Below are 22,570 nucleotides of genomic sequence, written 5' to 3'. Positions count from 1 at the left end.
GACGTGGAGCCGGCAGGGGCGGTGAAGGTCCGGATTGTTGGCGAACCAAACGGCAGTCCGTATGATCGCGGGCCAGTTCAATAGGAGGCCAGTTGAACCGCAGCCCGGTTCAGCGGGGGCCGGGGCGGGGACCGAACGTCAGGGGCGCGTGCCCCGGCACGGCCTTCGCCGCGAACTCGTGCAGACCCAGCCGGTCCGGCGCTTCCAGGTGGTAACGGAAGTTCCACAGGTAGTGCTGCACCACCCGCTCCGGTAACCCCAGCTTCCGCGCGTGCCGCTCCGCCACGTCCGCCAGATGCCCGATCCCGTCGCGCCGCGCCTCCCGCATGGCCTGCACCAGCGCCGCAGGTGGCGGGCGGTCCTTGCGGTACGCCCACACCGCGAACGTGAACGGATGCCCCGTCAGACGGAACCACTCCTCGGCCAGATCCGTCACCGTGATCCCCCGCGCCGAGTGCGGCAGGCTGGTCATGGTCGTCTCAGGCGTCAGCGGCCCCACCACCCCGTACCACTCCCGCAGGGCGCTGTCCCCGATCCGCAGCACTCCGTCGAACCCCTGCGAGAGCAGCGCTTCCGCCTCACCCTCGGCGCGCTTCAGCACCGGGCTCAGGCCCCGCTCGCGCAGTAGCACCTCCAGCAGCGCCACACTCATCGCCGACTGCGCCGTCAGCGCCACCCGCCGCAGTTCCTCCAGCGGCCGCGTGTGAAACAGGTTCACGGAGTACACCGGCCCCAGCACCGCCACACTGAAATCCGGCAGGGCCTCCAGCACATCCGCGTTCCGGATGAACTCCACCGCGCTGATATTCGCGATATCCACCTCACCCGATAGCAGCGCCGCATTCATCTGCGTCGGCACGCCCGTGATCGCCGTCACGCCGGGCGGCAGCACCAGCGAATCCAGAATCGGCGCCACATTCGTGAAATGAATCCAACCCGCGCGGTACGGCACACCGGGGGTGCGCGGTGATGGGTGATGGATGACCGTTGATGGAGAGGAATCCGCCTCGCGCTGTGCCATCTGCCATCCGCCATCCGCTACGGGCCTGCTCACGGGATGACCTGCACGCTGACAGCCTGCCAGTGTCCGTCCTGGCGGGCGTAGACGCGCAGGAAACTCTGTACGCGCTGGCCTGCGGCGTAGAGGGTGCCGCGCGTGATGGCGGTGTCGCCGTGTACTCGGGCGGCGTGCCGTTCGAAGCTGAGGGGGGTGGTGGGGTTGGTCTGCATGCCGGTCAGGAGTTCCTGTTTGGTGACGGTGGTGCCGTCGTGGTAGAAGCCCAGCCAGTCGTCGGCCAGGACGGTGTCCAGCCGGGCCGGGTCGCGGTGGTGGTACGCGGCGTTCCACTGGTCGTCCAGGGCGAGGATCAGGTCGAGGTCGCCGGGTGCGGGCATGGGGGTCAGTCGGCGGCTTCGGTGGCCGGGGTGCGGGGGAAGGTCGCCAGTTCGTTGTAGTACGCGTCGCGCAGGACAGGGGTGCGGCCGGCGTGCTGGATCATGCGGATCATGCCCTGCTCGCTGAGTTTCATGGGGCTGGTGGCTCCGGCGGCGTGCGCGATGTGTTCTTCCTGGATGGTGCCGTCGATGTCGGACACGCCCCAGTCGAGGCTGACCTGCGTGAGTTCGCTGCCGATCATGACCCAGTAGCCCTTGATGTGCGGGAAGTTGTCGAGGTAGATGCGGGCCACGGCGAGGTTGCGCAGGTCGTCGAGGCCGGTGGTGAAGTCGGTCTTGCCGAGGTTCTGCGCCAGGGTGTTCCCGAGCGGCTGGAACGCCAGCGGAATGAACGCGTGGAAGCCGCCGCCGAAGCGGGCCACGGAGTCGTCCTGTAAGGTCCGCAGGCGGTCCATGTGATCCAGGCGTTCTTCCAGCGTCTCGATGTGTCCGTACAGCATGGTGGCGTTGGTGCGCATGCCCAGGGAGTGCGCCTCGCTGTGGATCTGGAGCCACTTCTCGGCCTTGACCTTGTTCTTGGCGACCTGCCGGCGCACGCGGTCGGCGAAGATCTCGGCGCCGCCGCCGGGCATGGCGGCCAGCCCGGCAGCCTGCAACTCGCGCAGGACTTCCAGGGTGGGTTTCTTGCTGATGCGGCTCAGGTGTTCGATCTCGGCGGCGGTGAAGGCCTTGACCTGCAGGTCCGGGAAGGCCTCGCGCAGGCCGCGCACCATCTCGGGGTAGTACTCCCACTTGTGGTTGGGGTGGTGGCCGCTGCTCATGTGCAGTTCGGTGATGCCGGGCAGGTAGCGGCGGCGGACCTGTTCGGCGACCTGCTCGGGGCTGTAGTCCCAGGCCCGTTCCTCGTTCTTGTGCGCGGCGAAGGCGCAGAAGGTGCAGCCCACGTAGCAGATGTTCGTGAATTCCAGCCGCATGGAGTGAACGAAGTACACCCGGTCGCCGTGCAGCTGCTGCTTGCGCAGGTTCGCCAGTCTCATCAGGGTGTTCAGGTCGCGGGTGTCGTACAGCTGCATGCCCTCGGCGAAGGTCAGGCGCTCGCCCGCCTCGACCTTTTCCACGATGGGCGCGAGTGCCGGGTCGGAGAGCCACTTCATGCACGCAGGATACGCCGCCGCCGCGGCCGTGAATGTCCCCATGAACGGAATCCCCTGGCCGGGTCGGCGGGGCTCCGGTCGGGGGCGGCGTTGCCGGAACCCACCGGGGGTGGGTGTCAGACTTTCGACAGCTCCACATGAAACAATGACGGGTACGTTGAACTTCCATGCCTCCGACGCGCAGCGGCAGATTGCCCGGTACCGGTCCCTGGTACAGGTGACGGCGGCGCTGGCGCGACTGGTCAGGACGGACGACCTGCTGCGCGCCATGCACGAGCAGGTGCGCCTGATGTTCGACACGCCGATCACGCTGCTGGCCCGCTGCGCGCCCGGCGGCGGCTGGCACTGCCTGACCCTGGAGGGCGACAACGTCTCCGAGCAGCGCATCCCGCCCCGGCCGGACGGGCTGCTGGAACGGGTGCTGCGCGGCACGATCCGCCTGGAGAACGACCTGCCCACCTACCTGGAACGCGAGCGGCTGGGCGTGGCGCGCCTGCACTTCCGGTCGGACCTGCCGCACACCCTGTCGTGGATGGGCGTGCCGCTGCACGCCGGGGAGGTCACGGGGGTGCTGTCCGTGCAGAGTTACGTGCTGAACGCCTTCACGCCCGAGGACCTGGAATTCCTGGAATTGCTGGCCGTGCACCTGAGCATCGCCCTGGAGAACGCCGCGCTGCACGAACGGGTGGATCAGGAGGCGCACACGGACCCCCTGACGGGCCTGTGGAATCGCCGCCGGTTCACGCAGCGGGGCGAGGCGGCCCTGAACGCCGCGCAGAGTGGCGGCGAGCGCTTCACGCTGGCGATCATGGACCTGCAGGACTTCAAGGCCATCAACGACCGGTTCGGGCACGCGGTCGGGGACGAGGTCCTGACCGGGGTGGGCACGCTGCTGCGCCGCCTCGCGGGGCACGGGGCGCATGTGTTCCGGCTGGGCGGCGACGAGTTCGCGGTGCTGCTGCCCGGCGACCGTGACGGCGCCCGCCTGACCCTGCTGGAGTGGCTGGAGGACGTGCGCGCCCACCCCTGGACGACCGCCGCGCCGCCGCACCTGAACATCGGGCTGGCGCAGGCGCACCCCAGTTACTCCATGAGCGACTGGATCCGCGAGGCGGACTCGCAGATGTACGAGGCCAAACGCCGCCGGCTGCACCTGATCGAGACTGGCTGAACCGGACTCCGGTGGAATGGCCTGCAGAGCTGTTCAATCCGGGCAGAGCCCCAGGGAGAGAAGTGGGCTGTCAATGAAACAGACGGAGTCCGTCCGACCCGCCGGCGTGAAGGTCCGGGCGGCACCCACCGCGCCCGGTGCGCTACGCTGTGGGCGTGAAGCCTGAACCTGTTCGTCCCGAGACAGAATCGGCGCCGGAGGGGTCCGGGACGACACCCGCCGGCCACGCCGCCACGCCGGACGTCCCCGCCGAACGCTGGACGGTCGACGGCCTGGAAGACACCCCGCGCGGCCCGGTCGCCCGCCTGGAACTCCCGGACGGCCGCACCGTCGTCCGGCCCCTGAGCGACCTGCCGCCCGGCGTGCGCGGCGGCGACCTGCTGGCCGTCACGGACGGCCCGGACGGCGTGACCCTGAGCCTCCTGCCCGACGAGACCGCCGCGCGCCGCCGCGCCGCCCAGGCGACCCTGGACACCCTGAACGCGGCCGGCCGCGCCGACCTGCCCCTGAACGACGACGGAGACATCACCCTGTGAGCCCCAAGAAACCCGACCCCGCCCCCCGCAAACCAGACGCCGCGACCGGCAAGGCCGCGTCCCCGGCCCGCAAGGCCCCGGCCAGCAAGACCAGAACCCCGGCTGCCAAGACAGCGGCCAGTAAAACTACCGCCAGTAAGACCACTGCCAGCAGATCCCCCGGCGGCAGGGGCGCGGCAGCCGGCGAGCCCGGCGCGACCCGCGCGGCCCCCGGCCGGGCCGCGCCGGGCCGCCGGGGCCGCGCGAAAGCCCGCAGCGGACCGGGCGCCTCGGACCTGCTGGGCCTGCTGATCCTGGTCGTGACCGGCAGCCTCGCCGCGTGCGGCTGGATCCGCCAGCAGGACGCCGCGCCCGGCGGCGACGCCCCCGGCACCGGCGCGGCGCCCGCACCGGCCGGCGGGACCGTCACCATCCGCTTCCTGGACGTGGGGCAGGGGGACGCCATCCTGATCCGCAGCCCCGAGGGCAAGACGGCCCTGGTCGACGGGGGCCGCAGCGCCGAGCGCCTGAACGCGCAACTGGAGAAACACGGCGTGACGCGCCTGGACCTGATGATCGCCTCGCACGCGGACGCCGACCACATCGCGGGCCTCGTGCCGGCCGCCGCGCTGAAGCCCCGCGTGTTCATCAACAACGGCCTGGGCGGCACCACCCAGACCTGGGAGCGGCTGGTCCGGGCCCTGCAGGCCGTGGACGCCACGTTCACGAAGGCCAGCAACCAGACCGTGAACCTGGGCAGCGTGAAACTGCGCGTCATCGCGCCGCCCCCCGGCATGCCGGACGACCAGAACCTGAACAGCGTCGGGCTGGCCGTGCAGTTCGGGGAGTTCCGCGCCCTGCTGACCGGCGACAGCGAAACCGAGGAAACCGAGGGCTGGCTCGCGCAGGAACGCGCGGACCTGCGCGGCCCCTTCCAGCTGTACAAGAGCATTCACCACGGCGCCAGCAACGGCGACAGCGCCGCGTGGCTGGCGAACGTCCGCCCCGAGAACGTGGTCATCAGCGTCGGGGAGAACAGTTACGGCCACCCGACCGCGCAGACGCTGCGGCTGTACCGGCAGACCGGCGCGCGCGTGTACCGCACGGACCGCCACGGCACCGTCACCTTCGAGGGCCGCGCGGACGGCACGTACACCGCCGACACCGAACGCTGAACGCCGCTGTCAGCGCAGGTCGGGGGGCGGCGGGGCCTCCACCCGCACCGCCGCTCCCGTGACCGGGTGCCGGAAGTGCAGCGTCCAGGCGTGCAGCCGGTACCCCAGGTCGCCCGGCAGGCCCGGCAGCCCTGGCAGCGGCAGGCCGCCCGGCCCGTACAGCGGGTCGCCGACCAGCGGGTGTCCGGCGGCGGCGAGGTGGATGCGGATCTGGTGGGGTCGCCCGGTGTGGATGGCCACGTCGAACAGTGTCTGCCCGGCGCGGCGTTCGCGGACGTGGGCCACGCTGCGTGACGCCTTGCCGTCCGCGCTGGCCGCGAATACCGTCCCCAGGCGCGGGTGCGGCACCGGCCCGATGGGCGTGCGGATGTCCAGCGTGTCCCACTCCGGCACGCCCGCACCCAGCGCGCGGTACACCTTGCCCACCTCGTGCTCCCGCCACGCGCGGGACAGCGCCGCGCCCGCCTCGCCGGTCCGGGCGAACAGCACCGCGCCGCTCGTGCCGCGCCCCAGCCGGTGCAGCGGACTGGCCCCCGGATAGCGCAACCTCACCTGCGTCAGCAGCGTGTGCGTCAGGAAGCCCGCGCCCGGCAGCGTCGGCAGACCCGACGGCTTGCTGACCGCCACCAGCGCGTCGTCCTCCAGCAGCACGGCGTAGTCCAGCGGGGCCGCCTCCTCCCGCCACGGCGGGCGGTGCCACACGACCACGTCCCCGGCGCGCAGCACCTCGTCCCCGCGTGCCTGCACGCCCCGTACCTCCACCTCACCCGCCGCCAGCCGCGCCGCCCACGTCTCTGCGTCCGAGTGCCGGTACTCGCGCGTCAGGAACGCCAGCACCCGCTCGCCGCCCGCGCGCACCTGCGACCGGAACGCGAAACCACTGTTCGAGGGGACGTCGTCGGACATGGGGGACAGGGTAAAGGGTGCGGCCGTTTCGCGTTCGACTTCCTCCGAAACCGTACACTGGAGGGTGATGTTTGGTCCTGTTTCTCCGAGAAGTCGCCCGCAACCGGGGCACCTGTACGACGTGGCCGTGGTCGGGGCCGGGCTGGCCGGGACGGAACTGGCGTGGCGGCTGGCCCGCGCGGGACTGGACGTGCTGCTGGTGTCGCAGGCGCTCGATCACCTGGGGAACCTGTACCAGCCGACCACGGCGGGCGTGACGTTCCCACAGGGCAGCCTGTTCGAGGAGGTGCGCGCCGCGCTGCACCCCGACACGGACGGCTGGACCTTCCACCGCCACCTGAAGGCCCGCGTGGAGGAGACGGCCGGGATTCACCTGCTCCAGAGCACCGTCACGGCGCTGGACGAGGAGACTGTGCCCGATGGAGGCGGCCAGATCGTGCTCTCCACCTGGGAGGGGCCGAAACTGCACGCGCGGCTGGGCGTGCTGGCGGTCGGGGCGTTCCTGAAGGGCCGCCTGCTGGTGGGGGACACCATGGACGAGGCCGGGCGCCTCAGCGAGGTCGCGTACGACTTCCTGGCGGACGACCTGACCGCCAGCGGCATCTGGCTGATCGGGGCGGAACGCCGCGCCGAGGGTGAGGGCGTCGAACCGCCCTACGACGTGCGCTTCCTGACGCCCGCCCCCACCGAACTCGACGGCTTCCGCGTAAACCGTCTGGAGCGCGTGCGGATGCTGGGGCAGTGCACGTCCGGCGAGCACACGTATGACAGCGTGCTGCGCGACGCGGCCCGCCTCGCCGACGACCTACAGGCCGACCTGAACGGGGGGCGCGCATGATCGCCCGCCTCGGCGACTTCCGGTTCCCCGACAGCGCCGCGCGCCTGTACCCGGACACCCCGGACCGCCCCTGGGTGCTGGAGGTCGGATTCGGGGACGGGCGCTTCTGGCCGCACCACGCCGCGACCTTCCCCCAGGCGCCCAATTACCTCGGCGTGGAACTCTCCGGCGTGTCGCTCCTGAAGGCGCACCGCCGCCTGCGGGACGCGGGCCTGGACAACGCGATCCTCACGAAGATGCCCGCCGACGTGCTCGTGCGGTCCGTCATCCCGCACGCGGGGCTGGACCTGATCGTCGTGAACTTCCCCGACCCCTGGCCCAAGGCCGGCCACACCGACCACCGCCTCCTGCGCGTCCCGTTCTTCCAGCTCGCCGCCAGCCGCCTGAAACCCGGCGGGATGATCCTGCTCACCACCGACCACGACGAGTACTTCGAGTTCGCGTGCGAACAGGCCGGGGCCAGCGGCGTCATGTGCGTCGAACGCACCGATCCCCCCGCCGCCGCGCTGGAAACCAAGTACGCCCTGAAATGGCGTGACCTCGGCCTGGGCGTCAACCACGCCCGTTTCATCCCCACCGCCCACACGCCCGTCCCGCACGGGCCGACCACGCCCTACCCGGAGGACCCCACCACCGTGCCCCACGCCGTCCTGACCCTGCCCGACACCTTTGGTCCCCAGACCTTCGAGAAACGCACCGAACGCAACCCCGGCAGCCGCAATGCGGAGGAAGGCGGCGCCTGGACCGTCATCCTGCTCGACCTGTACGCCGGTCTGCGCCGCGACGGCTGGGTCGTCCTGGCGCACGTCGTGGAGGGCGAACTGACCCAGGAGGTCCTGATCGGCATCACTGCCCGCGAGGACGGCACGCACCTCGTGCGCCTCGCCAAGTTCGGCGGCCCGATCATCACGACCGGCGTGAAGGCCGCCGTGGGCGTCGTCACCCGCTGGCTCGAAGGTCAGGGCGCGGTCGTCAAGCACCACGGGTACTGACCGGCCGGTGCGCTTCACGACTGAACCCATGAGCGTCCTCCTGCCCGCCGTGCGTGACACTCTGCGCGCGGCGGGCGAGGTGACCTTCGAGGTGCCCGACCCCGACGCAGGCCTGGGCCTGTACGCGGGCGAGGGGACCCCGCACGGCATCCACCGCCCCTGGAGCACCTGGACGGACCTCGCGGACCTGCTCGGCGCGCACCTCCTGACCCCGGACCGGGCAGGGGAGGGGCGGGTGCGCCTGACCCTGCGGGCCCATGCCCCGGCCCGCGACCCGGATCACGCCGGGTACGGCCCGGACGGCGACTGGGCGCGGGTGAACAAGCTGGAGGACCCCGTCTTCCTGGCGACGTTCGTCGAGGCGCTGCGCCGCGTGAACCCCCCCCAGGGCGGGCGGGTGCTGGCGCTGGGCCTGAACGCCGGGCATGAACTGGCCGCCCTGCCGCTGGCCTTCCCGGACCGCGCGCTGACGGTGGTGGGCGTGGAGCTCGACCCGGCCGCCGCGCAGGCCGCCCGCGACCGCTGGCCCCAGGCGACCATCCACGTGGCCGATGTGAATGCCCTGCCACCAGAACTGGGCCGCTTCGACCTGATCCTGGCCCTGAGTCTGCTCCAGAGCCCCGGCGTCACGCAGGACGTGCTGCTCTCCACGCTGCGCCGCCACCACCTGACGCCGGGCGGCGGAGTGATCCTCGGGTACCCGAACGCCCGCTACCGGGACGGCACCCTCTCGTACGGCGCGCGGATGCGCAACTACGCCCGTCCGGACCTGAGCCTGCTCGCCGCCGACGTGACGAACGCCCGGCGTGGCCTCCAGAAACACGACTTCAAGGTGTTCGTGACTGGCAAGTACGAGGTCCTGCTGACCGCCATTCCGGCCCGCGCCGCCACGCCCACCGGCCTGGAACTGTAGACGGCGCGCCCCCGGACGGGAAGCGCGCCGCCGGCAACGCGGTTCAGCCCTTGGTCAGAATCCGCACGCTGAGGATCTCGTCGGCGGTGGCGCCCTCGATCTCGGCGTTGCTCTGGTCCATGGTGCGGGTCAGTTTCGGCAGGGTGTCGTCGCCGGTCACGACCTTCCCGAAGATGGTGTGCTTGCCGTTCAGGAACTCGGTCGGTTCGAACGTGATGAAGAACTGGCTGCCGTTCGTGGCGGGGCCGCTGTTCGCCATGGCGAGAATGCCGCCGCTGTCGAAGGTCAGCTTCTGCCGGAACTCGTCCGCGAACTTGTAACCGGGGTCGCCGGTGCCCCACTCGGCCTTCTTGCTGTCGTCCACGCTCTTGGGGTCGCCGGTCTGCGCCATGAACCCGTCGATCACGCGGTGGAAACGGATGCCGTCGAAGTAGTGGTTGCGCGCCAGGAACACGAAGTTGTTCACCGTGACCGGCGTCTCCTGCTCGTACAGGTCCACCAGGATCTGACCGCGGCTGGTGTCCAGCAGCGCGTAGTAGTCCTTGCCCTCGGTGAGGGCCATGTCCGGCTCGCTCTCGAACTCGCGCTTGGGTTCGGTCGTCAGGAACGGCACCTCGGTGTACCCGGCGGGGACCGGGCCGGGCTCGGTGACGGCCGGAGCGGCGTCCGCCTTCGTGTCCGTGGCCGGCGTCTCGGTCGCCGGGGTGTCGGTGGCGGTGTCCGTCGCGGCCGTGTCCGTCTTCGTGTCGGTCGTGGTCGCGTCGTCCTTCTGCTGGCAGGCGGTCAGTGCGAGAAGCGCGGTCAGGATCAGGGCAGCGTGTTTCATCGTTCCCTCCAGTGTAGCGGCCCGGACGCGCCGCGCGTCACGCAGAAGGATGAGGTCGGGGCGCGGATGGCGCGGCCGCGCTACACTGCCCTCTTGATGATCGTGACCATTGACGGCGTGGCGGCCAGCGGAAAATCCAGCGTGTCCTCGGGAGTCGCGCAGGCACTCGGCGTGCCGTACGTGAGCAGCGGCCTGCTGTACCGCGCTGCGACCCTGCTGGGCCTGGAAGCGGACCTGGACCTGCGCGGCGCCCCCGGCCTGCTGAAACTGCTGGGCACCCACCCGGTCCGCCTGGAACCCCTGGCCGGCGGGAACCGCGTCTGGCAGGGTGAGCGTGACCTCACCGACGACCTGCACTCGACCCGCGTGGACCGGGGAGTCAGCGTCGTGGCCGCCCTGCCGGAGGTGCGTGAATGGGTGGACGCCCAGCTGCGCGCCCTGCCCGAACCCTTCGTCGCCGAGGGCCGCGACATGGGCACCAACGTGTTCCCGCACGCGCCGCACAAGTTCTACCTGACCGCCAGCGCCCGCATCCGCGCCGAGCGCCGCGCCCGCGAACGCCCGGAAGACGTGCCCGCCATCGAGGCCGACCTGCAACGCCGCGACGAACTCGACACCGTCCAGAGCGCCCCCGCCCCCGACGCACTGGTCATCGACACCGGCCCACTGGACCTGCAGGGCGTGATCGACACCATCCTGACCCGACTGCGCTGAACCGACTGCACTGATCCGAATGGAAAACGCCGCCCCAGTCTGCGGGGCGGCGTTTCGTTGGGCTCGGGTGGTCAGGCGCTCAGGGGCGCTTGACGGTGAACTTCTGGCTGGTGTACGTCTCGGTGTGCTTGGGGTTGCTCTCGTCGCCCAGCGCCTTGAGGACCTTCAGGCGCAGCTGGTACGTGCCGTTGGGGGCGTTGCTGCCGCCCTTGAGCTTGCCGTCCCACCCGAAGGCGTCCCAGGCGTCGCTGGTGCTGTCCACGTACACGTTCGTGGCGTTGCGGCCCACGTAGGGGTAGTTGCCGAGCTGCTCGATCACGTTGCCGTTGCCGTCGAGCAGTTCCAGCGTGATGCGCTGCGCCTGGTGCGAGAGCTGGGCCAGCACGCTGGGCTGGTCGTCGGCGGCCATGGTGAAGTCGGGCAGGGTGGTCACGGCCTCGTTCTCCTCGAAGAACACGTCTTCCTTGGCGTCGTACAGCACGGGGAAGTCGTAGCTCGCGCCGCCGATGTTGACGCGTCCCAGCACCTCGATGCTCTGGTAGTCGCCCTTGAAGCCGCTGTAGGGCACGACCAGGCTGCTGGTCGTCTTGCTCTGCAGGCTCAGGTAGCCGCCGTACTGCGCCTTGTCGGGAGCGCTGGCGGGCGGGGTGACGGTCACGTTCAGCTCGACCTCGCTGAAGGGCGCGACCTCGATCATCAGGCTGCCGGCGTCCACGTCGGTGCCGTTCACGGTCATCTTGGCGGCGGCGGTGCTGGCGGCCGGGGCCAGCGTGGTGCCGGCCACCGTCAGGGCCGGTGCGTGCTTCACGGTGAAGACTTCGCGGGTCGCGCCGGTGTTCTTCAGGACGACCACCTTGCTGCGGGTGGCGAAGGTGTCGCTCTCACCCAGGCTGAGTTTGCTGGGGGTGGCGCTGACCGTGGCGTTGTGCGCGGCGATCACGTCGATCATGCCGGCGCCCTGGCGCTGCACGTAGTCGTTGAAGGTCGTCACGCCGCTGGCGGCGCGGAACTTGCGCAGGCTGGCGGTGTTCATCAGGCGGGCGCGCATGTCCTTGGCCTTCATGGTGGGGTAGGCCTGCAGCATCAGCGCGGCGACGCCCGCCGCGTGCGGGGCGGCCATGGAGGTGCCGCTCAGGACCGCGTAGCCGCCGGGCTCCACCGTGAGCGGGTAGGCGCTCTTGATCGAGCCGCCGGGCGCGGCGAGGTCGGGTTTCAGTTCCAGGTCGGGCGACATGCCGTAGCTGGTGAAGCTGCTCAGGGTGCTGGAGGTCGGGTTCTCGATGCTCAGGGTGCCGCCGTCGAAGGTGAAGCTGGCGCCCGTGGCGATCAGCCCGTCGATCTTCGCGCCGTCGGCGGCGCTGATGGACACGACCGGAATGGTGATGGCGGGCGTGCCGGTCACCGTGGGGTTGATGTACCCGGCCACGTTGTTGTACAGGATCACGGCGGTGGCGCCGGCATCCTGGGCGTTCTTGGCCTTCTCGTAGAAGGTGCAGCTGCCACGGCGGATCAGGGCGGCCTTGCCGGTCAGGCTGCCAGCCGCGAAGCCGCCGCTGGCGGTGCAGCCGTCGTTGGTGGTGGTGGGCGTGCTGCTGGGCTTCTTGGCGACCTGGAAGGTCGTGCCCTTGGTCGGCACGGGCGAGCCGGTGGCGGCGTAGAAGCCGACCTTCGAACCGTCGCTGAGCGTGAAGCTGCTCAGGTCGATGCGGGTGTTGTCCACCGACGCGGTGGCGATCACGTTCTCGCCCAGGCTGGGCGCGCCGGTGGCCCACTGGCCGTTGGTGCCGCTGTTGCCGGCCGAGACGGTCACGACCATGCCCTGCTTCACGAGGCGGCTGGCGACCTTGGCGCTCGGGTACTCGGGCCACTGGTACGAGGCGCCGATGCTCATGTTCAGGATGTGCATCCCGTCCTTGTAGGCGCGTTCCATGGCGGCGATCATGATGTCGCTGCTGGTCGAGCCGTCACAGCCGAACACCTTGTACGCCCCGAAGGTCACGTCGGGGGCCACGCCCTTGAACTTCGCGGCCGCGTCGGCGCCACCCACGATGCCCGCCACGTGCGTGCCGTGACCGCCGCAGTCGTCGGGGTTGTCGTCGGGTTTGGGCGTGAAGTTGCCGCCCGTCCCGAAGGCGTCACCCACGAAGTCGTACCCGGCCACCACGCGGTTCTTGAAGGCGGGGTGCTCGAGGTCGATGCCGGTGTCCATCACGGCGACCTTCACGCCCTTACCGGTCAGGCCCAGTTCGTTCTGGGCGATGTCGGCGCCGGTCATGCTGACGGCGGTCATCATGTCCGGGTTCAGGCTGGAGAGCAGGTCGCGCTGCACGACCGGACGCTCCACCTGCTCGACCGGGTAGACGGCGCGCACGCCGGGCAGCAGCGACAGGCGGTTCACTTCCGCCTCTTCGGCCTGCACCGAGAAGCCGTTGAACAGCGTATCGAAGCTCATGACTTCCTGGTAGCGGATGCCGCTGGCGGCCGCCTGGGCGCGGAACACGGCCTGCTGCGCCCCGACGCTCTGGACGCTCAGGGCCGTGGGGTCGCCCTCGAGTTCCACGAACCACTTGCCGGGCACGGCCGTGAACTGCGGCGCTTTCACGCCAGAGGTGACGGGGGTAGAGACGGTGCTGCTGTTGCCGCACGCGCCCAGCACCAGGGCCAGGCTGAGCAGGGACAGGGATTTGACAGTGTTCTTCACGGGGTTCTCCTGGGGTTCAGCGGCGGCTGAGCAGCAGCTCGTAGGTGTTGGTGGCCAGATCGTCGGTGGCGGTCGCGTCGTTGTGGATGTTGAAGCTGGTCAGGACGACCGTGTACGTGCCGTCGACCGGGACGTTGAAGCGGATTTCGGACTCCATGGCGCTGCCGCCGTCGTCATCCTTCTCCAGCACGGTCTTGCCGTCGGGCATCAGGATCATCACGTAGGGATCCAGGGTGCTCTTGGGGTCCACGCTGCCGGTCTTGACCGTCAGTTTCAGCGGGTCGCCGGCCTTGGCCGTGAACTTGAAGTAGTCGTAATCCCGGCCCTGCGCCGCGACGGCACCCTTGACCGGCGTGCCCACCGTGAGGGCCGTGGCGGCGGCCACGCTGTCGTTCGGTTCGTTGCGGTCGGCGATGGCGACGGTCAGGGGAGCGGTTTTCGTCGCGACGTTGCCGCTGCCGTCATACGCCTTGACCATGATGGTGCGGCTGCCGTTGTCCGCGAAGGTGTAGCTCTTGCTGGCCTCGTAGGGTGCGGAGGTATCGGTGCTGACCAGCGTGCCGTTGTCGTAGAACTCGACCTTGCTGATGCCGCTCTGGTCGGTGGCGGTGGCTTTGAACGCGACGGGTCCGGCGCTCACGAGCGGGTTGGGAGCAACCGTGACGGTCAGGGCCGGAATGGCTATATCGCCGACAGAAGTCGTGCACGCCGTGAGGAGTGCGCCGGTCAGTGCGAGGAGTGGAAGGGCACCAAATCGCTTCATGGGAACTCCTTGATACCTGTGGGGCACGTGCGCCTTGAGGAAGGCGAACTGCGGAGGGAATCCGGCGGACGTGACCGTGCAGGCACCTGATGTGGAATCAGGGTTTGTGTTGCTATGGAAAACAAATATAACGCTCATGGAGCCTCACCACAAGGCCACTTCAGCCCTTTCTCAGTTGGATTTCAGGTCAGTTGGCGGGCCAGCCGGGTCGCCGCACACCCGCCTCGCCACGGACTCCAGTACCCTGGAGGTCATGCGTTCCGTTCTGCCTGCCCTGCTGCTTCTGAGTGTCGCCCCGTTCACCACGCTGACCTCCTACGACCTGAGCCGCTGAGCCCGCGCGCCCATGAGGGGCGACTGGGAAAAACCTGAAGGGCAGAAGGTCGGCTCAGCCGCAGTGCGCGGCGCCCGATCGCTCTACGTTCAGGGGTATGAACCCGCCGCGTCTTGCCCTCCTGGCCGTGTGTCTGGCCGCGCCGTCCTCCCTGGCGTCCGCGCAGTCTGCGGCGGCACTGGCCCGCGTGGACGCCGCGCAGATGAGCATCCCGGCGGCCCGGCAGACCTTCCAGAAGGGCGGGTATCCGGGCAGCGCGCTGACGGTCCGGCAGACCCTGGCGGCAGGGAGCAACTACAGCCGGCAGGTCGTGAGTTACCAGTCCGAGGGCCTGCGGATCAATGCGCTGCTGACCGTGCCGCGCGGCACGCCCCCGAAGGGCGGGTGGCCCGCCATCGTGTTCAATCACGGGTACGTGCCCCCGAAGGTGTACCGCACGACCGAACGCTACGTGGCGTACCAGGACGCCTTCGCGCGGGCCGGGTTCATCACGCTGAAAAGCGATTACCGGGGGCACGGTAGTTCGCAGGGCGAGGCGCTCGGCGGGTACTACGCGCCGGGCTACACGACCGACGTGATGAACGCCCTGGGCAGCCTGAAACGCGACCCGCGCGTGAACCCGGCCCGGATCGGCATGTGGGGCCACTCCATGGGCGGCTTCCTGAGCCTGCGGGCCATGGCCATCGACCCCGGCGTGAAAGCGGGCGTGATCTGGGCGGGCGTGGTCGGGGACTACGACCAGCTGATGAACAGCTGGACGCGCCGCGCGCCCGTCCCGGCCAGCATTCCCAGCGCCGTGCTGAACCTGCGCAAGCGGGCCGTCGAGAAATACGGCACGCCCCGCGAGAACCCCACCTTCTGGAACAAACTCAGCGCGAACACGTACCTGCGTGACCTGGGCGGCCCGGTACAGCTGCACATCGGCACGAACGACGAGGACGTCCCCGTCGCCTTCCACACGGCCCTGGCCGCGCAGCTGCGCCCGCTGGGGAAACTGGGCGGCAACTACGTGTACCCCGGCGACAACCACAACCTGTCCGGGAACCTCCGCACGGCCCTGGACCGCAGCGTGCAGTTCTTCCGGGAGCGGCTGTAACCCTGTGCGCCGCCTGATCAACCTTGTACTGTTCGCGCTGATCCTCGGGGCGGCGTTCGTGGCAGTCACGCAGCCGGAATCGCTGCCGTTCCGCCTGCCCTGGAACCCGCCGGTCACGGGCACGCCCGCCGCGCCCGGAGAGGCGCCGCCGCAAGGGGACAGCCGCCTCCCGGACTTCGGTGACACCGCCCTGAAGGCCGCCGTGGCCCGCAACCCGGTCAGCATCCAGGCCCTCAAGGCCCGCGAGTACCCCGGCAGCGCCCTGACGGTGCGGCAGACCCTGGCGCCGGGCAGCAATTACACCCGGCAGGTGGTCAGCTACCAGTCCGAGGGCCTTCGGATCAACGCGCTGCTGACCGTGCCGCGCGGCACACCGCCGAAGGACGGGTGGCCCGCCATCGTGTTCAACCACGGGTATATCCCGCCCGCCGAGTACCGCACCACCGAACGCTACGTGGCGTACCAGGACGCCTTTGCCCGCGCGGGCTTCGTCACCCTGAAAAGCGACTACCGGGGGCACGGCAGCAGCGAGGGAGAGGCGCGCGGCGGCTACAACGACCCCGGCTACACCGTGGACGTCCTGAACGCCGCCGCCAGCCTCCGGCGCGACCCGCGCGTGAACCCCGACCGCCTGGGCCTGTGGGGGCACTCCATGGGCGGCCAGCTGAGCCTGAAAGCCATGATCGTGGACCCCCGCCTGAAAGCCGCCTCACTGTGGGCGGGCGTGATCGCCAGCTACGACGTGCTGTCCACCGACTGGAACCCACCCCCCGGCGAGAAGCGCACGCTGGACGCCCTGAACCGCCGCTACCTGCGCCTCCTGAGCCCCAACGCCTACCTGCGGGAACTGAACGGCCGGCCCATCCAGCTGCACCACGGCACGAACGACGCCGACGTGCCGTACTCGTTCCAGAAGAACCTCGCCGACGACCTGCGCAACGCTGGGCAGGGCGTCGAGGCGTACCGCTACGAGGGCGACGACCACAACCTGTCCCGCAACCTCCGCACCGCCCTGAACCGCAGCGTGCAGTTCTTCAGGGACAACCTGTAACCCGGATGCCGCCCGTCACTCCACCCAGGTGACCTTGTCCGCCAGAGGCGCGCGGGTCGCCGCGTGCCGCTCGGCCGCCGGGTAGCCCAGCACCAGCAACCCCAGCAGTTTCGGCGCGCCCAGCGCCTGCGCCGCCACCGGACTGACCATCACCGGCCCGCTCACCCACTTCCCGACCAGCCCGAACGCCGTCGCCGCCAGCCACATGTTCTGCGCCGCGCACGCCAGCGCCGCCTGCTCCTCCCACTCGGGCATCTTCGGCTTCTCGGGCATGTGTAGTTCCAGGCTGATCCACAGCGGCGCCCGCCACGCCCGCGCCCGCTGCGACTCCAGCGCCGATTCGTCCTCACGGTCCGGCGCGGTGCCCGCCGCGTACGCCTGCGCGAACACCTCCGCCAGCCTCGCGCGCCCCTCACCCGTGAACACCGTGAAGCGCCACGGCTCGGTACGCCCGTGATTCGGCGCCCAGATCCCCGCCTCCAGAATCGCCTCGGTCACCTCACGCGGCACCGCGTCGGGTTTCAGCAGACCGATATCCACCGTGCGGCGCGCACGGATCACGTCCAGCACCGTCAGGGCAGCGGGGGGAAAGGTAGCGTCCAGCGTCGTCATGCCCCCACTATGCCGTCCTCACCGCGCACCCCGCCACGCTTTCCCGGCCAGGGTCAGCGCCTCACGCGGACGCGTCAGGTACGCCCACAGCAGCGCCGCGCCCAGAGCCGCCGCCAGCAGAAGCGGTTCCGTCACCACATCCGGCGCGAACACCGGCAGACTCAGCGCGAATCCCAACGGGGCCAACAGCGTGCCATACATGCGGTGCAACACCGCTGCGGACCGTGCGGGCTGCCGCAGGATCAACCGCCGCACGGACTCCAACAGCACCAGTTCCAGAGCCAGCAGCGCAGGCACCGCCCACGTGAAGCTCCGTGACCCGATCAGCGCGGGGATTCCCGGCCAGCCGCAGATCAGCCACGTCAACAGGCCCACGCCGCCCAGGATTCCCAGGGTTGCCCGCCACAGCGGCCCGGAAGCTTTCACGCCATCCGTCAGCAGGCGCCGCACCTGCCCGTCCCGCTCCAGCCACGCCACGTCCGCCCGCGTGAAGAACTGCCCCTCCAGCGCCGCCCGCACCTCGGCCGCCGGACCCAGGGCCGCCAGCGCCTCCCGGATGGCCGCAGCGTCCGGCTCACCCGGCGCCACGGCCTCCAGCACATGCCCGGTCAGGTCCGCCCGGATGCGCGCCGCCGAATCCTCCGGGAACGGCGCCGTCACCTCATCCAGATAGGCGGCCAGATCCGCGTTCAGATCAGCCGGAGTCACGCCCGGCCCCCGAGGGTCAGGGTGCGCCGCATCCGGCGGGCCTGTTGCATGGTGTCGACCAGCCATACCACCCATAGGACTGTCAGCAGCCATAGGATGGCCCCGAAGGAGGGCGGATCACCCAGCCACGCCTGCACGCTCCAGCCCAGCCATAAGGTGAAGTTGAAGAGCCACGGTCCGGTCGTGGCCAGCAGGAGATTCCTGACCGGCCGTGGTTCGCTTCGTACGAGCACCCATGCCAGGCAGGCCAGCACGAGGGCGGTGGCCGCTGCAACAGCTTCGACAGCCTGTTCAAACCACAGCGCGGATAGCCCGTACCCCGCGACCAGCAGCAGCATGAGCCACCACACCTTCGGACCCTGCCCGTTCCTCAATTCCTGATCTGTGGCGTACGTGCGCCGCAGTGCGCGGTTCACCTGCGCGGGGTCGCCCAGGGTAGCGACGGCTTCCGGTTCGGTCAGTCCACCTGTCATGGCGTCCTGAACGTGTGCGTGGTACTCGGCGGTCATACGCTCCTGTGCGGCGGGGGCGAGGTCGCGCAGCGCGACGTTCAGCCAGTCGTACAGGGTCACGTCGGCACATCCGTGAGTTTGCGCGGCAGGCTGGACAGTCGCCACGCTGCCAGCGCGAGCAGCGCCAGTCCGGCCAGCAGGGACAACTGCGCGGGCAGCGACAGGGGTGCGGGCCACGGGGCGAGCAGCAACGCGAGCAGCAGCGCCGCAAACAGGGTCATGCCACGCCGGGACGAGCGGAGGCCCGCCTGCAGGGTGTCGCCCATGCGCAGATCGGCCAGTAGGACCAGAGTAACCGCACCCACCACAGCGGTCGCAGTCAGCCACGACCAGCTCACGTACAGCCCGAAGATCAGCTGAAAGATGAAGGCGCAGGCGGGCAGGCACAGCGGCAGGAGCCACAGCACCCGGCGTGACTCGCGGCGCGTGCGCGTTCCCGGCGAGGTCAGGTGCCGCAACCACCGCTCGTCCTGCACCGTCAACTGGGTGCGCCGCAGCGCGCGGTTCACCTGCGCGGGGTCGCCCAGGGTGGCGACGGCTTCCGGTTCGGTCAGCCCGCCCATCATGGCGTCCTGCACATGGGCGCGGTACTCGGCGGTCATGCGCTCCTGTGCGGCGGGGGCGAGATTGCGGAGGGCCACGGTCAGCCAGTCGTGCAGGGTCACGCTGTCTCCGCGCCGAGTTTGCGGCTGGCGTTCACGGCGAGCGAGAGTCGCCAGATGTGCAAGGATAAGAAGCTCAGGGCAACCCAGGAGGCGGGTTCGCGGGTCCAGGCCATCAGTCGGTCGGGGGTCAGGGTGCCGGTGTGCAGGAACCACAGGGCGGCCACCAGACCGGCCATGAGGGCGCCGCCGAGGGGCTCGGTCAGCCAGTACGCAGCGGTGCGGCGGGTGGGGGGCAGCGGTCGGGACAGCACCCACCAGCGCAGCAGGGCCAGTGCGGTCAGGATGCCCACGCTCAGCAGGAAGGGGGTGACGGCTTCGCCGCGCCGCAGGTCCGGCAGTGCGGCGACCGTCAGGCCAGCCACCGGGGCGGACGCGGACCACAGGCTGCCGCCCAGGCTGAGGTGGCGGGGGGGCAGGCGGCGGGCGTCCCGGACGGTCAGGTGGGTGCGCCGCAGTTCGCGGTTGGCGGTGTGCGCGGAGCCCCAGCGGCGCAGGATGTCGGTGTGGGTCAGGTCAGGCTGGGCTGCGAGGGTGTCCTGAAGGTGGTTCAGGTAGTCGTGGCGGACGCGGTGAGCGGCTTCGGGGGTCAGGCCGTCGGTGGCGACTTCCAGCCACTCCGCGACGGTCCGGGGAGGCTGGAGGCGGGGGCTGAGCAGGCTGCGGAGTTCGCCGGTCATGCGTTCCCTCCCAGCACGGCCTGCACGGCGCCGACCTGGGCCTGCCAGTCGCGGCGGGTGCGGGCCAGGGCGGCGCGGCCCTTGTCGGTCAGGCGGTATTCGCGGCGGGTGCGGCCGGCGACCTCGTGTTCATGGCTTTCGATGAGCCCCTCGGCTTCGAGGGCGTGCAGGGCGGGGTAGAGGGTGCCTTCGCGGGCGCGCAGGAGGCCTTCGCTGCGGGTGTTGATGGCCTGGGCGATGGCGTAGCCGTGTTCGGGCTGGCGGTCCAGGACGGCCAGGATGAGCATGCGGAGTTGCTCGCGGGCGTTCATGCTCGCACGATACCTCCGATTTGGATGCATCTCAAGTCGAGGTATTGTGCCCGACCGTCAGGCCAGCGGCAGCCCGTAGGCGCGGCGGGTGTTCGCGTCGGTCGCGGCCTCCAGTTCGGCAGGGTCCAGGCCGCGCAGGGCTGCGATGAACTCCAGCGTGTGGCGCACGTAGCCGGGCCGGTTGGGCTTGCCGCGCTTGGGCACGGGGGCCAGGAACGGCGCGTCGGTTTCCAGCAGCATCCGCGTCAGGGGCAGGTCGCGGGCGGCTGCCTGGATCTCCTGCGCGTTCTTGTAGGTGGTGTTTCCCGCGAAGCCGAAGTACGTGTGCTCGCCGCGTTCCAGGCCAAAGCGCAGCAGTTCCGGGTGCCCGCTGAAGCAGTGCAGGATCACCGGCACGTCCGGCCACGCGCGCAGCACATCCATCACGCCCCGGTGCGCGCTGTCCTGCCCGGCCTTATCCCGCGTGTGGATGACCAGCACCTTCCCGCTGCGGCGCGCGAGGTCCAGCTGCCACTCGAAGGCCGACACCTGCGCGGCGCGTTTCGTGTCGTCCCAGTAGTCGTCCAGGCCGCTCTCGCCGATGCCGACCACGCGCGGGTGCCCGGTCAGGGCCTCGATCTGCGTGCGGGCCTCCGGGCTGTCCTCGTCCGTGTCGGTGGGGTGCAGGCCGACCGTGGCGTACACGTCTTCAAACTGCTCGGCCAGCGCCACGGCGTTCCGGGCGTGCTGGGGGCTCGCGCCGATGCAGACCATGGCACTCAGGCCCAGCTCGCCGCGCGCGCCCGCCGGATCGTCGATGTAGTCGAGGTGGGTGTGAGAGTCGATCATGCCGCCCAGGGTAACGTCGCCGGAACGATCTCCCGAGGTATCCCACCCGATCCCCACCACTCTCATGAGAGGGGCGCGCTAGAGTGCGCCCGTGCAGAAACTCGGCCTGTACGCCCTGACGGGCATCCTGGGGTTCGCCCTGATCTTCGCGCTGCTGCCCGGCGCGAACCGCGCGACCGTGCCCACCGGCGCCGTGCTGTCCGGCGTGCAGCTCACGCTGTACCCGTCGCGCGACCCGGACGCCGTGTGGCAGTTCCGGGCGGGGCAGGTCACGAACGACCCGCTGATCAGCGAGACGCGCCTGACCGACCTGGGCCAGGGTCAGCGGTTGCTGCGCGAGCGGGACGCCTCGGGCCGCCTGACGGGCCGCCAGACGCTGGACGCCACCCTGAGCGCCCCGGACCTGACCATCGACGGGCAGGACAACATGACGACCCGTCAGGCGCGCATCACGCTGGTGCAGCAGTGTGCCGACATCGACCTGACCGGCACCGAGCAGACGCCCGTGAAGATCGAGCAGGGCAGCGGCTTCAGCGCCCCGGTCGCGGAACTCGACTCGCCGCTCATGACCGGGCACGTCGAGAAACTCCGCATGAGCTTCGACTTCAACATCGAGGACTCAGACAACGCCAACTCGACCTGGCAATACGACCTGGACGGCAAGGAACGCTGCGAGAACGGCCGGCGCGTTCCCGGCGCCTGATCCCACCAACCCCCAAGGAGTCCCATGATGAACCGTACCAAGACCCTGTCCCTGCTGGCCCTCCTGACCGTCGCCGCGCCCGTGCTGGCGCAGGCCGACGCCACCAACCGCCTGATCACCATCCAGGGCGGCCCGCGCGGTGACGTGCGCAACGGCCCCCTGACCTTCACCGGCAGCCCCGTGAAGGCGAAGGTCAGCACCCTGAACATCGAGGCCTCGCAGGCCGTGCTGGCCGCGCCCAAGGGCACGCCGCTGATCGAGGCGAAAGGCAGACGCACCGCGAACTTCACCGGCGCCGTCAAGGTCACGCGCGGCCGCCTGAGCGCCGCCGGCACGGCCCTCGCGTACGACGAGACGACCGGGCAGGGCGTCCTGAGCGGCAACGCCAGCGCCACCTTCGTCCCCGAGAAGAAAGAGGACGGCGACACCGTGACCATCAGGGCTGCGCAGATGAGCCTGGACGTGGACAACAACGTGTCCACCAGCACGGGCGGCGTGACCCTCTCCACCGGCACGCAGAACGGACAGGCCGACAAACTGGTGTTCGACGAGGACCGCGAACTGGCCCAGCTGACCGGCAAACCCAGCCTGACCCGCGCCGCCAAAGGCAACCAGAAGGAACTGGTCATCACCGGCCAGGAAGTCCGCGCGCTCACCAAGACCAAGACGCTGTACGTGCGTGGCGGCGTGAAACTCGTGCAGGGCACCACCACCACCACCGGCGACGCCGTGTACTACGACGACCGCAAGAACGTGGCGTACGTGGTCGGGAACGCCGTCAGCGTGGACAGCAAGAGCAAGGTGACCGTCAAGGCCCCCGCCAGCGGCTACCTGGAGCAGCGCACCGACCTCGGCCGCGTGCGCGCCCTGAACTCGGCGTACAAGATTCCGACCGAGCAGTTCAAGCTGCGCGGCGAGAAGTAATACGGACTCCGATTGAATGGGCTGCAAAGCCCGTTCAATCCGAGCGAAGCGAGTGGGAGAGAAGCAGACGGAACCCGTATACACTG

Annotated in this window: 26 protein-coding genes; 12 read left to right on the top strand and 14 right to left on the bottom strand. The window is 70.1% G+C overall.

Going from position 1 to position 22,570, the window contains the following annotated elements:
• Positions 1 to 109: 109 nt before the first annotated feature.
• The 3 genes from CBQ26_RS19305 to mqnE all read right to left on the bottom strand — a co-directional run bounded on the left by CBQ26_RS19305 (position 110) and on the right by mqnE (position 2,549).
• Positions 110 to 952 carry a menaquinone biosynthetic enzyme MqnA/MqnD family protein gene (locus tag CBQ26_RS19305; RefSeq protein ID WP_229844284.1) on the bottom strand — a complete coding sequence of 281 codons (843 nt, stop codon included), beginning with the start codon at positions 950 to 952 and terminating at the stop codon, positions 110 to 112.
• 98 nt (positions 953 to 1,050) lie between these two features.
• A complete protein-coding gene (locus tag CBQ26_RS19300; RefSeq protein ID WP_088250231.1) occupies positions 1,051 to 1,395 on the bottom strand; it encodes a nuclear transport factor 2 family protein in 345 nt (114 codons plus the stop codon).
• Positions 1,396 to 1,400: 5 nt separating this feature from the next.
• Entirely contained in the window at positions 1,401 to 2,549 is a 1,149-nt protein-coding gene (gene mqnE / locus CBQ26_RS19295) for an aminofutalosine synthase MqnE (RefSeq protein ID WP_088250230.1), read from the bottom strand.
• Positions 2,550 to 2,694: 145 nt separating this feature from the next.
• Between mqnE and CBQ26_RS19290 the strand changes: the two genes are divergently transcribed.
• From CBQ26_RS19290 to CBQ26_RS19280, 3 genes are all read left to right on the top strand, one after another.
• Positions 2,695 to 3,720: a GGDEF domain-containing protein gene (locus CBQ26_RS19290; protein ID WP_172418178.1), complete on the top strand. Its 1,026-nt coding sequence runs from the start codon at positions 2,695 to 2,697 to the stop codon at positions 3,718 to 3,720.
• A gap of 155 nt (positions 3,721 to 3,875) precedes the next feature.
• A complete protein-coding gene (locus CBQ26_RS19285) occupies positions 3,876 to 4,256 on the top strand; it encodes a DUF3006 domain-containing protein (RefSeq protein ID WP_088250228.1) in 381 nt (126 codons plus the stop codon).
• Entirely contained in the window at positions 4,253 to 5,410 is a 1,158-nt protein-coding gene (locus tag CBQ26_RS19280) for a ComEC/Rec2 family competence protein (RefSeq protein ID WP_143342210.1), read from the top strand. The genes CBQ26_RS19285 and CBQ26_RS19280 overlap by 4 nt, the downstream gene beginning before the upstream one ends.
• 9 nt (positions 5,411 to 5,419) lie before the next feature.
• Here the strand turns inward: CBQ26_RS19280 and CBQ26_RS19275 are convergent, their stop codons facing one another.
• On the bottom strand, positions 5,420 to 6,316 hold the full coding sequence (locus CBQ26_RS19275) for an RluA family pseudouridine synthase (RefSeq protein ID WP_088250227.1): 897 nt from the start codon (positions 6,314 to 6,316) through the stop codon (positions 5,420 to 5,422).
• 67 nt (positions 6,317 to 6,383) lie between these two features.
• Here CBQ26_RS19275 and CBQ26_RS19270 point away from each other — a divergent pair, with 67 nt between their 5' ends.
• The 3 genes from CBQ26_RS19270 to CBQ26_RS19260 are packed head-to-tail and all read left to right on the top strand — an operon-like array spanning position 6,384 to position 9,059.
• Positions 6,384 to 7,154: an FAD-dependent oxidoreductase gene (locus CBQ26_RS19270; protein ID WP_088250226.1), complete on the top strand. Its 771-nt coding sequence runs from the start codon at positions 6,384 to 6,386 to the stop codon at positions 7,152 to 7,154.
• Positions 7,151 to 8,146: a tRNA (guanine(46)-N(7))-methyltransferase TrmB gene (gene trmB / locus CBQ26_RS19265; RefSeq protein ID WP_088250225.1), complete on the top strand. Its 996-nt coding sequence runs from the start codon at positions 7,151 to 7,153 to the stop codon at positions 8,144 to 8,146. The genes CBQ26_RS19270 and trmB overlap by 4 nt, the downstream gene beginning before the upstream one ends.
• Before the next feature lie 28 nt (positions 8,147 to 8,174).
• Positions 8,175 to 9,059: a class I SAM-dependent methyltransferase gene (locus CBQ26_RS19260; protein WP_088250224.1), complete on the top strand. Its 885-nt coding sequence runs from the start codon at positions 8,175 to 8,177 to the stop codon at positions 9,057 to 9,059.
• A 43-nt stretch (positions 9,060 to 9,102) separates the two neighbouring features.
• On the opposite strand, the gene CBQ26_RS19255 is transcribed toward CBQ26_RS19260, so the two are convergent.
• Positions 9,103 to 9,885 carry a peptidylprolyl isomerase gene (locus CBQ26_RS19255; RefSeq protein WP_088250223.1) on the bottom strand — a complete coding sequence of 261 codons (783 nt, stop codon included), beginning with the start codon at positions 9,883 to 9,885 and terminating at the stop codon, positions 9,103 to 9,105.
• A 96-nt stretch (positions 9,886 to 9,981) separates the two neighbouring features.
• Between CBQ26_RS19255 and cmk the strand changes: the two genes are divergently transcribed.
• Positions 9,982 to 10,599, top strand: a complete 618-nt coding sequence (cmk, locus tag CBQ26_RS19250; protein WP_088250222.1) for a (d)CMP kinase — start codon at positions 9,982 to 9,984, stop codon at positions 10,597 to 10,599.
• Between the two features lie 79 nt (positions 10,600 to 10,678).
• Here cmk and CBQ26_RS22985 read toward each other — a convergent pair whose 3' ends face one another.
• A complete protein-coding gene (locus CBQ26_RS22985) occupies positions 10,679 to 13,300 on the bottom strand; it encodes a S8 family serine peptidase (protein WP_088250221.1) in 2,622 nt (873 codons plus the stop codon).
• 16 nt (positions 13,301 to 13,316) lie between these two features.
• The gene (locus tag CBQ26_RS19240; RefSeq protein WP_229844278.1) at positions 13,317 to 14,063 is read right to left on the bottom strand and encodes an Ig-like domain-containing protein; all 747 of its coding nucleotides are present in this window, start codon (positions 14,061 to 14,063) and stop codon (positions 13,317 to 13,319) included.
• Between the two features lie 70 nt (positions 14,064 to 14,133).
• On the opposite strand from CBQ26_RS19240, the gene CBQ26_RS22150 reads away from it, so the two are divergent.
• The 3 genes from CBQ26_RS22150 (at position 14,134) to CBQ26_RS19230 (ending at position 16,544) form a co-directional block, all read left to right on the top strand.
• Complete coding sequence (locus CBQ26_RS22150; RefSeq protein WP_172418174.1) at positions 14,134 to 14,397, top strand: hypothetical protein; 264 nt, start codon at positions 14,134 to 14,136, stop codon at positions 14,395 to 14,397.
• Positions 14,398 to 14,494: 97 nt separating this feature from the next.
• On the top strand, positions 14,495 to 15,493 hold the full coding sequence (locus tag CBQ26_RS19235) for an alpha/beta hydrolase family protein (RefSeq protein ID WP_373297199.1): 999 nt from the start codon (positions 14,495 to 14,497) through the stop codon (positions 15,491 to 15,493).
• Between the two features lie 4 nt (positions 15,494 to 15,497).
• Entirely contained in the window at positions 15,498 to 16,544 is a 1,047-nt protein-coding gene (locus CBQ26_RS19230; RefSeq protein ID WP_088250219.1) for an alpha/beta hydrolase family protein, read from the top strand.
• Between the two features lie 15 nt (positions 16,545 to 16,559).
• Here the strand turns inward: CBQ26_RS19230 and CBQ26_RS19225 are convergent, their stop codons facing one another.
• From CBQ26_RS19225 to CBQ26_RS19195, 7 genes are read right to left on the bottom strand one after another with little or no spacing between them, the layout of a single operon-like run.
• Complete coding sequence (locus CBQ26_RS19225) at positions 16,560 to 17,156, bottom strand: nitroreductase family protein (protein ID WP_229844277.1); 597 nt, start codon at positions 17,154 to 17,156, stop codon at positions 16,560 to 16,562.
• An 18-nt stretch (positions 17,157 to 17,174) separates the two neighbouring features.
• Complete coding sequence (locus tag CBQ26_RS19220; protein WP_088250218.1) at positions 17,175 to 17,864, bottom strand: hypothetical protein; 690 nt, start codon at positions 17,862 to 17,864, stop codon at positions 17,175 to 17,177.
• Positions 17,861 to 18,436: an HAAS signaling domain-containing protein gene (locus tag CBQ26_RS19215; protein WP_088250217.1), complete on the bottom strand. Its 576-nt coding sequence runs from the start codon at positions 18,434 to 18,436 to the stop codon at positions 17,861 to 17,863. Before CBQ26_RS19215 ends, CBQ26_RS19220 begins: the two co-directional genes overlap by 4 nt.
• The gene (locus CBQ26_RS19210) at positions 18,433 to 19,041 is read right to left on the bottom strand and encodes an HAAS signaling domain-containing protein (RefSeq protein WP_088250216.1); all 609 of its coding nucleotides are present in this window, start codon (positions 19,039 to 19,041) and stop codon (positions 18,433 to 18,435) included. The genes CBQ26_RS19215 and CBQ26_RS19210 overlap by 4 nt, the downstream gene beginning before the upstream one ends.
• Complete coding sequence (locus CBQ26_RS19205; RefSeq protein WP_088250215.1) at positions 19,038 to 19,718, bottom strand: hypothetical protein; 681 nt, start codon at positions 19,716 to 19,718, stop codon at positions 19,038 to 19,040. Before CBQ26_RS19205 ends, CBQ26_RS19210 begins: the two co-directional genes overlap by 4 nt.
• Positions 19,715 to 20,029 carry a PadR family transcriptional regulator gene (locus CBQ26_RS19200; RefSeq protein ID WP_088250214.1) on the bottom strand — a complete coding sequence of 105 codons (315 nt, stop codon included), beginning with the start codon at positions 20,027 to 20,029 and terminating at the stop codon, positions 19,715 to 19,717. The genes CBQ26_RS19205 and CBQ26_RS19200 overlap by 4 nt, the downstream gene beginning before the upstream one ends.
• A 57-nt stretch (positions 20,030 to 20,086) precedes the next feature.
• Positions 20,087 to 20,857: a TatD family hydrolase gene (locus CBQ26_RS19195; protein ID WP_088250213.1), complete on the bottom strand. Its 771-nt coding sequence runs from the start codon at positions 20,855 to 20,857 to the stop codon at positions 20,087 to 20,089.
• Positions 20,858 to 20,948: 91 nt separating this feature from the next.
• Between CBQ26_RS19195 and CBQ26_RS19190 the strand changes: the two genes are divergently transcribed.
• Entirely contained in the window at positions 20,949 to 21,560 is a 612-nt protein-coding gene (locus CBQ26_RS19190; RefSeq protein ID WP_088250212.1) for a hypothetical protein, read from the top strand.
• A gap of 24 nt (positions 21,561 to 21,584) precedes the next feature.
• A complete protein-coding gene (locus tag CBQ26_RS19185) occupies positions 21,585 to 22,484 on the top strand; it encodes an LptA/OstA family protein (protein WP_373297198.1) in 900 nt (299 codons plus the stop codon).
• Positions 22,485 to 22,570 lie beyond the last annotated feature (86 nt).

It is taken from the genome of Deinococcus indicus, assembly GCF_002198095.1.
GTDB classification, from domain to species: Bacteria; Deinococcota; Deinococci; order Deinococcales; family Deinococcaceae; genus Deinococcus; species Deinococcus caeni.
This window is presented reverse-complemented; position numbering and strand designations above follow the sequence as displayed.